This is a genomic window from Streptomyces sp. Ru62 (assembly GCF_002920615.1).
Taxonomy (GTDB): Bacteria; Actinomycetota; Actinomycetes; order Streptomycetales; family Streptomycetaceae; genus Streptomyces.
Genome location: NZ_PQSU01000037.1, coordinates 1 through 13,095, shown reverse-complemented (window position 1 = coordinate 13,095; position 13,095 = coordinate 1). Strand labels below are relative to the sequence as shown.

The 13,095-nt window shown below is 71.2% G+C and carries 9 protein-coding genes and 2 pseudogenes; 1 reads left to right on the top strand and 10 read right to left on the bottom strand.

Going from position 1 to position 13,095, the window contains the following annotated elements; all coding sequences use genetic code 11:
• Positions 1 to 129: 129 nt before the first annotated feature.
• The 10 genes and pseudogenes from C3492_RS36240 to C3492_RS47030 all read right to left on the bottom strand — a co-directional run.
• Positions 130 to 1,174 (bottom strand): annotated as a pseudogene (locus C3492_RS36240) (IS481 family transposase).
• A complete protein-coding gene (locus C3492_RS36235) occupies positions 1,171 to 2,349 on the bottom strand; it encodes a Cmx/CmrA family chloramphenicol efflux MFS transporter (RefSeq protein WP_103816885.1) in 1,179 nt (392 codons plus the stop codon). The pseudogene C3492_RS36240 and the gene C3492_RS36235 overlap by 4 nt, the downstream one beginning before the upstream one ends.
• 454 nt (positions 2,350 to 2,803) lie before the next feature.
• Positions 2,804 to 3,556, bottom strand: a complete 753-nt coding sequence (locus tag C3492_RS36230) for a 2-phosphosulfolactate phosphatase (RefSeq protein WP_103816884.1) — start codon at positions 3,554 to 3,556, stop codon at positions 2,804 to 2,806.
• A complete protein-coding gene (locus tag C3492_RS36225) occupies positions 3,553 to 4,098 on the bottom strand; it encodes a hypothetical protein (RefSeq protein ID WP_146075760.1) in 546 nt (181 codons plus the stop codon). Before C3492_RS36225 ends, C3492_RS36230 begins: the two co-directional genes overlap by 4 nt.
• A 257-nt stretch (positions 4,099 to 4,355) precedes the next feature.
• Entirely contained in the window at positions 4,356 to 4,715 is a 360-nt protein-coding gene (locus tag C3492_RS36220; protein WP_146075759.1) for a hypothetical protein, read from the bottom strand.
• A gap of 27 nt (positions 4,716 to 4,742) precedes the next feature.
• Positions 4,743 to 9,314 (bottom strand): hypothetical protein, encoded by a 4,572-nt coding sequence (locus C3492_RS36215; protein ID WP_146075758.1) that lies wholly within the window; start codon positions 9,312 to 9,314, stop codon positions 4,743 to 4,745.
• Positions 9,311 to 10,186, bottom strand: a complete 876-nt coding sequence (locus C3492_RS36210; protein ID WP_258056094.1) for a GPI inositol-deacylase — start codon at positions 10,184 to 10,186, stop codon at positions 9,311 to 9,313. The genes C3492_RS36215 and C3492_RS36210 overlap by 4 nt, the downstream gene beginning before the upstream one ends.
• Positions 10,187 to 11,007: 821 nt before the next feature.
• Positions 11,008 to 11,355 (bottom strand): hypothetical protein, encoded by a 348-nt coding sequence (locus C3492_RS36205; protein ID WP_146075757.1) that lies wholly within the window; start codon positions 11,353 to 11,355, stop codon positions 11,008 to 11,010.
• Between the two features lie 534 nt (positions 11,356 to 11,889).
• Positions 11,890 to 12,057 (bottom strand): hypothetical protein, encoded by a 168-nt coding sequence (locus C3492_RS46290; protein ID WP_258056093.1) that lies wholly within the window; start codon positions 12,055 to 12,057, stop codon positions 11,890 to 11,892.
• A gap of 109 nt (positions 12,058 to 12,166) precedes the next feature.
• Positions 12,167 to 12,541, bottom strand: a pseudogene (locus C3492_RS47030) (PQQ-binding-like beta-propeller repeat protein); the annotation flags it as partial.
• Between the two features lie 104 nt (positions 12,542 to 12,645).
• Here C3492_RS47030 and C3492_RS36195 point away from each other — a divergent pair.
• A partial coding sequence (locus C3492_RS36195) for a selenium-binding family protein (protein ID WP_219822114.1) occupies positions 12,646 to 13,095 on the top strand: 450 nt, incomplete at its 3' end.

Below are 13,095 nucleotides of genomic sequence, written 5' to 3'. Positions count from 1 at the left end.
TCTCCCGCTTCGCCGCACAGGACGGCGGAGAGCCGCGCTGAGGACGCACGTGCCAGGGCCGACGCCCTGGCACGGCAGTGCGGCAGCGCAGCAGCCACGTCGCGCAGGCGAGGCGGGCAGGCTCGGGCGCTAGGTGTCGCTGGCCATGACGTTGGTGACGCTCCTGCGCAGGCGTGAGGCTGGAGGAGGTTGCCGGCTGTGGTGTGGGGCCGGTGGTAGTTGTAATGGACGTTCCGGACCGCGATCGCGCGGGCCCCGTGACCTTGAGCGGCTGGGCCGCGAACCATCCGGGGGTTCCTCCTCCGGGGCCCACTGACGGGCGTAGAGCAATTCTTCGGCGAGGATGCGCTGGTGCCGCTCAACCTTGCCGTTGTGCCGAGGCGTGTAGGGCTCGGTCCGCTGGTGGCGGAAGGCCCGGGAGGTCAGCGAGCGCGCGAAGCCACGTGGCGCGGTAGTTGGCGCCGTTGTCGGTGACCACGCGGACGATCCGGTGGATGCCGTGGGCGGCGAAGAACGCGCGGGCGCGGCTGAGGAAGGCGACGGTGGTGGCTGCTTCTCGTCGGGGAGGGAATCGGTGCAGGCCAGGCGGGAGAACCCGTCGACGGCGGAGTGCAGGTAGACGTATCCGCCCCTGGCGCCGCCGGTCTTCGCACGCTGGGCGGCCCTGGCCTGTGCGGAGTCGCAGCCGTGGACACGCCAGCCGCCTCCCGCGGGGATGCGTCCGACTTTCTTGACGTCCAGGTGGACCATGTGGCCCGGGTTGCGGGCCACGATCCGTTTCGGCGGGCGCCGGTTGGCTGACCCATCGGGGTCGAGGAACCGGCGGTGATTGATACCCAGGCGTGCCGGCCACCGGCCCACGGTGGGTTCGCTGATCCGCACGCCCTGGTCCGCGAGTTCGAGCGCGATCCGGCGGGCGGACCACTTGTGGTTCCGCCGCAGTCGCTCGATCCGTTCGACGATCTCGGGCGGGGTCTGGGTCGGTGAGGAGTACGGGACGCCGGCGGTCGCTCAGCTCCGTTTCGCCGTAGGCGTGGTATCGGTTCTTCCACTGGGACAGGCAGGCGCGGGTGACGCCGGCCTCGGCGGCGACGTGCGCCATCGCACGAGTGCGGCAGCGCTCGACGAGCCTCCTGCGTCCCGCGATGGTCAAAGGGGCGTTCGCATGCGTCACCGGAGCACCTCCGTACTCCGGCCCGCCGCGACCACTGGGCGCAGGGACAACGCGATGAGCAGCGCGACCGCGACGAGAAGCCCGCTCACCCACAGCGGCCCGAGGTCCCCGACCGCAGTGGTCAGGGTGGTTGCGGCAATGAGCGGTCCGACGGCGGCGCCGATGTTGAGTGCGGCGGTCGCGTAGGAGCCGGCCATGGTGGGGGCCTCGGCCGCCTCGTAGAAGATCCGCGTGATCAGGGTGCTGCCCAGCGCGAACGACAGCGCACCCTGGACGAATACGAGGACGAGCAGTGCGGCCGGCCGGTCGGCCAGCACCGCCAAGGCGGGCCAGCCGATGAGCAGCAGTGGACCGCCGACGGCGAGGATCAGTCCGGGGCGCTGGTCGGACAGCCGTCCGGCGACGGTGACGCCGACGAAGGAACCGGCACCGAAGAGTACCAGGACGACGGAGATCCACAGCTCGCCCAGCCCGGCGTTGCCGGTCACGACCGGGGCGAGGAACGTGATGCCGGCGAAGGTGGCCGCGTTCACCAGCGCGCCGACCAACACGACCACGAGCAACCGCCGACTCCCGAGCTGTGCGAGCTCCGCTCGCAGGGTCGGCCTCTCGGCCGCGTCCTTCTGCCCACGGCGCGCCGGGATGCCGGTGAGGATGCCGATGGCTGCGGGCAGGCACAGCGCGGCGACGCCCCAGAACGTGGCCCGCCAGCCGAGCAGGGTACCGAGCACCGATCCCCCAGGGACGCCGGCAACCATGGCCACCGTGGTGCCCGACAGCAGCACGGCGAGCGCGCGCCCCTTCTGGTCGGCAGGGACCAGCGTGGCGGCGGTCGTCAGGGCGACGGCGAGGAACCCGGCGTTCGCGAGCGCTGCGACCACCCGGGTCGCGAACAGGACCGGGAAACTCGCGGTGGCGGCGCCCAAGGCGTGTGCTGCCAGGAATACGAGGACGCACCCGAGCAGGCTCGATCGTCCGGGCCGTTTCCGGGCGAGTGCGGCCATGAGAGGGGCACCGACGGTCATGCCGGTCGCGTATGCCGAGGTGAGCGTGCCCGCTGTCCCGACGGTGACGTCGAGGCCTGCGGCGATGTCCGGCAGGAGGCCGGCGAGCATGAACTCTGATGTGCCCATGGCACAGACCGCGAGGGCGAGTAGGTACAACGGGAGAGGCATCGAGTGGGCTCCGAGGTGAGGAGAGGCACGAGAAAGTCATCTCGTCACCGCGGCCAGCCCCCAAGGCGCACGTCGTCCGACCGCAGAACGCGGCGCGACGACAGGCTGCGAGCTCAGTGGTTCAGGGGCTGACGGCGTGACCGAAAGCCCCCACCCTGTCTGACTCAGGACTCGACATGACCCGCACGCTACCCGACCGACGCCCGCCGAGACACCCCGGTTTCACCGGCATTGACCCATGCCACCAACGTCATGTCCCGCAACGACTAGGCGCTGGACCCCTGACTCCAGCCCGGGTCCTGCTCGGATGACGCGAACCCGGCCGGTCGCTCGCGGCGAGGCCGAGTCACCACGATGCGAACCGTCCGCCATGACCGACGTGGCGGGCGCGAAGCGGCACCGGAAGCCTTGCGGGGCTCGGTCCGCTGCAGGGGACAGGTCAGCCGCAGGCTGGTCACCGGCTTCGGAAGGCTCCGTCGGTCAGAATGGGGACGACCGAGGTGGTGTCCAGCTCGGTCGCGATCGCGACGTCATCGGCGAATCCGTCCTGGGCGAGTTCCCGGCCGGAGGAGCTGTCCGCCACCGCCTCCGCAACATCGTCGGTGCCGTAGAAGGAGCTGCGTGCGGCGGCGGCCTCTGGTGACAGAAAGCCGGAGCACCGTTCGGACAGTTCGGCGATGATGGCACCGGCTCCATACGCGTCTTCCAGTGCAGGGCGCAGGCTTCCGTCAGGCCAGCGCTCGCCTGCGGCGATCACGCCGACCGGTCGTTCGGGGACTCCGTAGCCCTGGGAGGCAAGCCATCGCGCCACGGCCGTCGCGTTGCGCAGGCAGCCGGCGACCACGGTGGCGGCACCGGCCGCGGCGGCGATGGCGGATCCGTTGGGCGACGGCAGGACCAGCCGCGGGGTGGAGGGAGCCCTGCGGAGTGCCGCCGGTGACAGCGACCAGGGGGAGGCCGGTGTCGTCTTCCGTCGCCCCACCGCCAGTTCCGCGGCATGGTCGCGGGCAAAGGTGAGCGCGGTGTCGTCGCGCCAGGCGTAGGGGAAGACCCGGGTGCCCGATTCCACGGCCACCGTCACCGATGTCGTGAATGACAGGACGTCGACCACCACCAGGCAGGCGACGTCCGGTGCAAGCCGTTGAGCACCGGTGGGGCCCCATTCGAAACGGACTCCATATCCACGTTGGAGGTACCAATCGGTCATGGACGGTTATTTTCCCAGCTTGACACTGTGCTGAGTGCCAGGGCGTGCTGCTTGGCACGGGTGGGATCGACAGCGCCTACACTGATCCGGATGTAGCGGGGGCCGTCAGGCTGGTTGAGCCGGTCCACTCCATAGGACCGCGTCGTCGTCCACGGCGAGCCGAAGCCGGCCTGGAAACGGACCGGTTGGTCCAGTTGCGAGGTGGTGGCGACCCATCGGTCCACGATGGCGGCGCAGTCGGCGCTATCGTCCGAGGGGCGCAGGAACAGCAGATTTCCGGTGCGCAGCCGCGACGGCAGGCCGACCCGCTCCAGCAGGCCGGCGTCGGGCTCCATGACCTCCCGTGCGGTCCGGTCGACATGGGCGGCAAATTCGGCTGCGGCGGCCACATGGGTGAGGATCCGGGTCCCAGCCAGCCGGATGTCAGCCGGGCTGAGGTAGGCGAGAGCCGCGCCCTGCAGGAGCTGTCCGGTGCGCCGTGCGAAGGTCCGTACGGCGTCGACCGCCTCCCGCTCACCGTAGACGATGCCGCCGGAGATCAAGCCGGACAGGTATGTGGCGACGCTTGCGACGACCACTGGTCTGCCGCCGAGCCAGGTGCACAGGTCGGCGTATGGAAAGGCATGAGGAACAGGAGATCGGCAATCAGCCGGTCGAGAAGAGCGACGGCCTCGCCGCGCGGGCCTCGACGGCGCCGGTGCGGGCCCCGGTGAGCCTCTCGGTGAACCAGTAGGTGCTCATCCCAGGCTCCTGGTCCCAACCTCAACGAGGAAGATCTCGTACGGGAACGGGATGCCCGTCACGTCTGGGAGCTGGTGCACCAGACGGGTGTCACCGTACTGCCCGAGGAACTCCAGCCATCCCTCGACCGTGCGGTGCTCGCCCGGGCAGTCCACGTCGAAGTCGTTGAGGCCAGGTTGAAGAAGGAGTCCATGAAGTCGTGGAACTCGTTGGACACGGTGGCGCTCAGGCAGTTCTCGACGACCGCCAGGCGGGTGGGTCGCGCGGTTGCCAGGACCTTCTCGATCAGTGCCGACGGGTCGGGCTCGTGATGCAGCACGGTGGCGAACAGTGCGGTGTCGTAGAGGGGCTTGGCGGGAACGGCCGGATCGGCGGGGTGAGCGAGTTCTTGGGTCACACCCCTGTCATTGACGATCACACTCCCGTCGTAGCCGAACGTTTTCGTTCAGCGCGGTCTGCCGAAGAGGTAGACGTCCATGTCGGCGCAGAGGACGAGGTGTCCGTCGGGTGTGAACTCCAGGGTGGTGACAGCGGCGTCGTCGGGCACGGTGAACGTGTCGGAGGCAGCGTCGCGGAACGGTGGCGGCCAAGTGCTGCCGGGCGTTTCCCAGACCGTCACACACCCGGAGGCGTCGCCCGTCGCCAGCAGCAGGCGCCCGTTGACGACGCGTCCCGCCAGCGACACGACCTGGCTGAGCCGGGTACGGGCGGTCGCCGCCTCGTGCGACGTTCCCATGGAGGCCGCACGAGGCGTGGAGGGAGACCCGACGGCGACCCGCGTGTCGTTCGCATTCGCTTCCCCGCCACTCCGGTCAGGCGTGGACGGCCGGTCGTGACCACTCGCGCCGCGGTCCCGTGTAGCCAGGACGACGGCGTCGGCGCCGTCCCACGCCCGGATCGTTCCGTCGTCGCAGGCGATCACGGCGACGGGGCGCCCCTGTACGCGGACGCATACGACCTGCACCGCCTGCCATGTGCTCTGCAGCCGGTGTCTCGTGAAGCCGACGCCGTCATGCCTCCAGAGCACCACCGAGCCGTTCGCCAAGGCTGCGGCGATGGCCGGGGCGCCGCCCGCGGGTGCGCACGCGAGTGCGGTCACCCGGCTGCCGCATTTCTCCAGTCGGTGCAGCGTGATACCGCTGACCATGTCCCACACCTCGGTGCGGTGGGTGTGGTCGGCGGTGACAGCGACCGGGCGGCCCCTTTCGTAGCCGATCGCCGCGGCCACGGTCCAGCGCGGCCGCAGCCGTTCCATCGCGGTACCGGTCAGGAGGTCCCACACTTCGACCGGGCGGTTGGCGGAGCGGGTCACGGCGAGCAGCCGACCGTCGACCACGGCCGCGACGACGCCGGTGAACGCCGACACCGTCTCGGTGACGGGAGGCAGGGCCGGCACCCCCGTGTCCATGCGCCAGGTGCGCACCGTCGTGTCACCGCCCGCGGTCACCACGTACCGCGGCCGGTACCCGTCACCGGCGACGGCCGCGCCGACGACGGCCCTGGTGTGGCCGTCGCCCGGTGCCCAGCGCGCCGCCGCCAGGTCGCAGACGTGGACCGATCCGTCGGCCGCTCCGAGTACGGCGGTGACGGCCTGGCCGGCGGAGACGTGCACGTGCAGAGTGGAGTACGACGTCGGCTCGGAGGGGCTCGGGGCCGTGACGGTGACCGGCGGCCGCCATGCCGACGAGGAGGCGGTCAGCTCCCGGCTCTCCAGGTCGAACAGCCGCACGGTGCCGTCCTCGCAGGCCAGGACCGCCGTGGGGCGACCGCCCAGAGCGGTGCAGGACACTGCGACGGCCGGGGACGGCAGAGTCACGCTGTCCACCTCGCGCGGTGCGCGTGGCCTGCGCAGGGACCAGACGCGCACGGTGGCCCCCTCGCCGGCCACCGCGAGGGGGATGGTGTGGACGACGGCGCAGCCGATCGAGCCGATGGCGGGTCGTCCCGGTTCCGCCGGGGTCGCCGTGAGCTTTCCGCGCAGCGGGTCCCAGACGTACAGGACGCCATGTGGACCGCCGGCGATCACGATGTCCCGGCCCCGCCGCAGGACTTCGTTCCTCGCCGTTGGGTCGGCGTCCACGGTGACCGTCGCGAGACTGCTGGGGTTGCCGTCCGGCAGCCGGATCCTCCAGGGCAGCGCCGTGGCGTCGGCGAGGTCCCAGGCGCGCAGCTCAGCGTTCGCGGATGCGCTCAGCACGGCTTTCCTGCCCGCGAGTTCCAGGGTGACCAGCGCGGCCGTCGGTGCTGCGTCCTCGTCCAGCGGGGCGGTGCTGCGGATCCGCCCCGAGGCGAGGTCGTGGATGTGGAGGGCGCCGGTATCCGTGCCGACAACCAGCAGGTCGTGGTCGGACAGTGCGGCCGCGGTCACGGCGGTGGCGTTCGTGTCAGCCAAGGTGTCGGGGAGTTCGGTCGAGCGGCCTGTCGCCATGTCCCAGCCCTGCAGGGACCCGCGGCCGACGATGACGATGGTGTCCCGCCCGGCGAGGCCGACGCACGTCGCCGAGTCGGCCGGCCCGCGGCCGTCGGCGAGGCGATGCACCGACAGTGTGGTCGACACGCTGCCCGCGACAGCCCACTCGGGTCGCCAACGGCTATTCTCCGTGGCGGAGTTCAGGTCGGCGAGCAGCGCGGTGTGCTGATGGCGGGCGGCGTCGCAGGCCAAAACGTGCCGTCGGTCCTGCGGTGACATCTCGTGGTGGACGTCCAGATGGGCGCGGTACACGGCGGCGGCCAGCCGTCCTCGCTCGGTCGTAAGACCTCGCAGCCATGGAACGAGTCCGGTGGGCCGGGCGTGGACGAGGAATCCGCCGTCGGTGATGAGTTCGTCGAGGCGGCCCGCCGCCGCGGCCTTCGCCGGCAGGTGGCGCAGGACGTAGGGGTCGGCCTCGTGCCACTGCGGTGTGCCGTCGGCCGCCCGGGACACCGTGTCTCGAAGCCGTACGTACCACCGCGTCTCGACGTCGGGCGGCGCGTCGTTCCGCCGCAACTCATCGGCCAGTGCCTGGTGGTAAAGCCGGTAGACCGAGCGGCCGTCCTCGTCGAGGGTCTCGACCAGATACGGTCCGACCGCCTCGTCGCGGAGTAGGCGCGTCAACCGCTCGGCGGTGGGGGCGATCTGATGCGGGTGGTCGGCCGCAAGTGGCGCCCAGATCTGGTGGAGGGGCATGCCGTGCCCCTCCCCGTAGGCGAGGGGCAGGAGGAGCGCTCTGACCTCCGCCGCCCGATCGGGGGTCAACTGCTGTGCCAGTGCCCAGCGGAAGGCGCGGCCCACGAGTGCCGAGGACCCGGATGCCGGATCGTACTCCGGCAGCTCCAGCGCTGAGCGCGCCGGTGCAATCCCGGAACCGGCGACGGAGCGGGCCATCAGCCGGGCCACGAGGTAGATCGCGTGGGCGGCCCGGGCGATATCGTTGGCGGCCGAGGAGACCAGGGCGGGGGGCAGGCCGCTGTCGCTGTGGGGTCCGAGCGGCGTGCGAAGGATGAGCTCGCAGTACCGCACGAGGTCCTCGGGCTCGTTCCATTCCGGAGCCGCGAGGTCGATGACCCGGGCGTAGGGCGCCTTGTTCGCCACCGCGTCCGCGAGGTGGGGGCGGGTCCCGATGAGGAGCCGCAACCGGGGCGCCGTACCCGCCAGGTCGGCCAGGAAGCGGGCTATGCGGCGCTCCTCGTCGTGGACCACGCCTGACTCGTCGAGCGCGTCGACGATGACGGTGGTGGTGCCGTCGAGCGCGCCCAAGCGTTCCCGCAGCGCCATCTCGGTCGGCTCGGGGCAGTCGAACGCCGCGGCCAGGGCGGAGACGATTTGCGGCAACGTCAGGGCGCGGGCGTGCACGGCCACGGTGACGGAGCCGCTCGGCGGCAGTGTCCCGGGTGCGACGGCTCCGGCGGGAATGGCGTCACGCGCATCGTCGTCGGCGAGCGTGACGAGGCGACCCAGCACGGCTGACTTGCCCACGCCCGGAGGTCCGGTCACCACAAAGACGCGGGTGTCGCGGTCGTTCTCGCCCCGCATCCATCCGGCCAGGCGTCTCAGGACGTTGACCCGTCCGGTGAAGTAGTGGCCGGTCTCCCGAACGGTCTGGCGGCCGGTCCCTCGGGGCGAGAAGTGCTCCACCAACTCCTGATGGCGGCGCCGTTGTTCGGCGTCGCCGTAGCCGGACGCCGCGCCGAGCCATCGTACGAAATGCCGCTGTTCGGCGACGTCGAGGTCGCGGGCGACCTGGAGAAGCTCGGGGACGTGAAAGGGGTTGGGGAAGAACCCGGTGGCAAGGTCCCCCCGTACGGTGTCGTCGCACAGCTGAGCCCAGTCCGCGTGGTGGTCCGCGCCGCGCCGCCGGAACTCCGCGTTGAGCGCGCCTACGAGGTCCGGCAGGGAGATGTGACTGGCGCGGTTGCCGATCCAGGTCTCGTCGGCGAGCACGTGCGAGAGCGCCGCGCTGAACTCGCCGTCCTTCGCTTCCTCGGTGATCCGCGCGGCGCTGAGCACGCCGAAGGACTTCAGGAAACGGTGGTCGGCGCCCGGTGCGTGGGCGACCGCGTGCTTGGCCCGGACGGCCCAAGTCACCGCGTCGACCGCGCCCCGGCCCGCGTAGCAGGCGTCTATCACGAGCAGGATTCGCCGGACGCCTTTGAGCGCGGGGAGTTCCACGAGGTGGCGGGTGCTCATGGCGCTGAGCCTGACCTCAGCCGCCCCGGGATCGGACCTCGAACACATCAGGAAGTGTTCATCGCCGTCCGCCTGCCCGTGTCCGCTGTAGTAGAGGAGCAGGGTGTCGCCGTCGTCGAAGCCTTCCGGGATCCACCGCAACAGGGGCCCCAGGACATCCTCGGGGCGGGCTGGGTCCAGGCTGCCCTCGGGGAAGACAGGCACCGGCGCGTACCCCACGGCGGCGAGCGAGCCGAGCACCCTCGGCAGGTCATCGGCAACGCCCGGCAGATCGGGCAGTTCCTCGTGCGCGTACCGCGCGGCGCCGAAGGCCAGCACATAGCGTCGTGATGGCTCCACGTCGTCCGTCATCCCGCTCGCAGACCCTCACCGATCGCCGCACCCGTTTCCCGGGCGGTCAGATGCCGCAACAGGTCGTGGACTCTCCATCCGTTGTCCACCTGTACGTCGCGCAGGACGCGCGCCTGTGCCTCTGGAGGCGCTTCCGCACCGTCCGCAGTGCCCCCGGCCGGTGCGCCGAACGGGGGGAAGAGATCGGCGAGCTGCTTGACCGAGGCCACCACGTCGTGCTTGTCGGCGAGGTTCGTCCAGTGGGCCAGGCCGCCGGGCCAGTGGCCCCGCCCGTGACGGGGCGCGGGGCGCAGCCGGTCGAAGACCAGCGAGGGCATGCCGAGCGGGGATCCGAGCGTCACCAGGGTCCGGACGGGCCACTCGGGATGGGCGCACAGGGCCTCGTACGCGACGACGGACCCCAAGGAGTGGCCGACGAGTACGGTCGTGTCCGGCCCGACGCGGGCCGCGACCGCCTCCACGGCCCGCTCGCGCACCACGTCCTCGCCGAAGTAGCGGCGCACCTGACGGAGCACGCCGAGCAGGAACCGCTCTGCCACGGGCCCCGGAAGGAAGGGCGAGCGCAGCAGGGCGTTCATGGCCCGCTGCAGCGTCCGCGGCGTGGGCGCCTTGGTCCCGTACTGTTCCTGCGGACCGCCCGCCGCGGCGGCCCACGCCAGGAGGAGGTCCACCTCGTAGGGGTCCGTCACCTCGGCGGCGGAGCGTGGGCCGGTCCGGCCGCCCTTCGCTCCCGGGGTGCGGAAGACATCGCCGTAGAAGGCGACGTCGACGTCCTGGACGTCGGGCACCGAGCCCGGAGGGAGGACCCCGGCCCGCTCGGCCGCCTCCACGCCGTCCGCGACGGCGGCCGCGACGGGTCCTTGGAGGCTCAAGCGTCCCAGATACTCCTGTCCCACTCCGTGGACGACCACGACGTGCGCCATCACTACCCCCGTTCCGCGCCGGCCCCAACCACGACACACCCTTGAGACGGCACGGTCATCGACGGGTGCCAACACAACTGCCGTAGCACACCGAGGAGTTGCGATGAGGACGCCGCCGCCTACCGCGTCGTTGCGCCAGTCTAGTCAGAACGGCCGACGGCCAACGGCCAACGGGTGAACAGCACCTCACCGGTGAACGAGGCCCCCCGGCAGCACGGTCGGCACGCCGTACCCAGCTCGCCGGATGCAGCTGGGCGCCCTGCAGCCGACGGGACGAGCGCGGCCGGGCCGGGCGGCGAGGGCGTGGTGGGTGGGGCTCACCAGGAGCGCGGCCGCGCGGGGTGGCGGGAAGGGGCGGGTCGGTCGCGGGCGGGCACGGTGTCCTCGTTCCTCCGGTCGGCTGGCCGGGTCTGTGGCCGTCCGGCTCGCGCGCGGATGTGCGCACGAGCCGGGGCCACCGTGAGGAAGGACCCCTTGTCCGCGGTCTGACGCTCACCGACCGTGGGTGTCCGCTTTCGCCTTGACCACCCCCACGACGGGTGGGTTGGTCCGTGAGCGACGACATATCACCGGGGCAGAGTTCAGCCTCTGTATGCACATTGGGTGGAGCGGGCGGGAGTGGCACAGTCACTTCCCTGCACATCGTGCGGCGCACCGGTGCGGTGGACGGAGCCTCCGCCAACTTGTGACCACAGGAACCGGGGCCGGCGTGACCGGCTCTCAGGAGCTCATGCTGGTCGTCGGCGGCAGTCCGCGAAGTAGATCTTCCGTCAGGTTGCGTTACCGGCGTCGACGACCCGGATCGGGTCGTCTCCGTGCTCACCGCGGCAGGTTGGCCTGGTCCGCTTGGCGGAAGATGTCTCCGCAGGCGGGTGCGGGCACCGGCGCGCGGGCGTCGAGGACGTCAGAGTATGGCGCACTTCCGTGCTCAGCCGAAGGAGCTGGAGACTGGTTTTGCCGCCCTTGTAGGCGTACAGGCGGAGGACCTTGACCGCGATTTCGTCGTGTTCGTCGGGGAAGGTGTCGGGGAGCCCGGCGAGTAGTTCGAAGTCCTGCTTTCCAGTCACCGTGTCGGCCACGGCGCCGAGGGGCAGGGTCTCGAACTCCGATGCGGGCAAGGAAGTGTCCACCGCGGCGGCGTGGGCGGCTGAGGTCGCGAAGACCCCGATGAGCCGTTCCCCCCACCGACACGTCGATGTCCCAGGAGTGCAGCCGCTCCCGGCGGCGATCTTGACGCCATGGCTCCTTGTCCAGCAGTGGCAGCAGGACGCGACCCAGGTGCGCGCAGTGATGCCACAGCGTGTCGTGGTCTCGCAGGTTGCCGCTGCGGTCGACGACCGTAGCGGAGGCGCGCACTTGGACTGGCGAGCGGTCCCGATCGCCATTCACTGGTTCGAGAAGTCGTTGTGGAGCTTCCAGGTGCACCTCGCTGGTGCAGGCCACGGGCCCGCCGGCGCACGTCTTGATGCCTCCGGTGCTGTCAGGACGAGCAGGGCGCGCAGGAGGTGGGGGGCGGGGGCGGCGCGGAGCTTTGTGGGCCGGATGGCGTGGAAGCAGGTGACGATCATGGGGTCCGAGTACGTCGTTGTCCAAGACGCGGAACCCGAGGTCCGCCAGGACCCCTAGGCGCGATGTCACACAACGCAGTCACATCATCCCGGCCTGCCCACCGTGAAGGCCGGGGGCTCCAAGATCGGGTCGGCGCTGGTGGCCTCGCCGAACCAGCGGCCGGACGCGGTGAACACCGGGACCTGGTCGCGGCCGGCGTCGAAGACGACGACGTAGTTCCCGAACCGCTCGTGCCCGAGGTCGTAGAGCACGGAGGCCGGGGCGCCCCGAGGAGTTCCATGCCGTCGACGGTGACGTGGGCGGGGGCCTCGGGGTCGTCGGGCTGGACCAGGGCGCCGGTGGCGGCGTCCAGGCGTAGATCTTGCCGTCAGCGCTGTCGATGTAGAGGGCACCGTCGACGACCGCGAGCGAAGGAAACCCGTCTCCGCCGGTGGTGTAGACCCATTTCCTGGTGCCGGTGGCAGCGCAGGTCCGGGTTGCACGGGTGCCTGGGCCGAAATGGAGCGGTGTCGCAGCGCGGGGACAGGCGTCGTAGTGCAGGGACAGGCGTCGTAGTGCGGGGAATACGGGCTGTCTCAAGGCCGGCCGCGACGAGGGCGCCGGCAGCCGCGTCGACACCAGGAGTGCGCCGGCAGCCGGACCATCGGCCCTGGTTCTCGGTGGCCGGCAGCGCTGTCGCGGCCGGGCGCCGTGGCAGGGCCCCGGGGACTGTGAAACGATCGAAGGCAGTGGCATATCCGTCCTTCACCGCACGTCGACGGCGGACGAGAGAGCCGGCCCGTCCGTGACGGGGGTTCACCCGGTCCTTGGCCCTGTGTTCGCCGAGTGGGGAACACACGATGACGACGACCGAGCACCCGCACGACCACGACGGCAACCAGGATCCGACCCTGTACCGCACCCCGGCGGACGCCGTCGCCGCGCCCGGGGAGGGACTCGCCTACGTCGTCGGGTTCGACCCGGCCGGAGCGCGCCCGGACGCGCTGTTCACCGTCGGCACCGACCCCGGCTCCGCGTCGTACGGCCGGGTGATCGCCCGCGCCGAGGTGCCCGGCGTGGGCAACGAACTGCACCACTTCGGCTGGAACGCCTGCTCCAGCGCGCTGGCGCATGCCGGTCACCACCACGCCGCTCGCCGCTATCTCCTCGTCCCCGGACTGCGCTCCTCCAGGCTGCACGTCTTCGACACCCTCCCCGATCCGGCCCGCCCCCGCCTGGTCAAGACGGTCGAGCCCGGGGAACTGGCCGCCCGGGCCGGGTACTCGCGCCCCCACACCCTGCACTGCGGT

What these genes read in the sequence shown, in the direction of transcription:
- C3492_RS36235 (WP_103816885.1), bottom strand. Translation starts at nt 2,349, where the DNA reads ATGCCTCTCCCGTTGTACCTACTCGCCCTCGCGGTCTGTGCCATGGGC.
- C3492_RS36230 (WP_103816884.1), bottom strand. Translation starts at nt 3,556, where the DNA reads ATGACCGATTGGTACCTCCAACGTGGATATGGAGTCCGTTTCGAATGG.
- C3492_RS36215 (WP_146075758.1), bottom strand. Translation starts at nt 9,314, where the DNA reads ATGACGGACGACGTGGAGCCATCACGACGCTATGTGCTGGCCTTCGGC.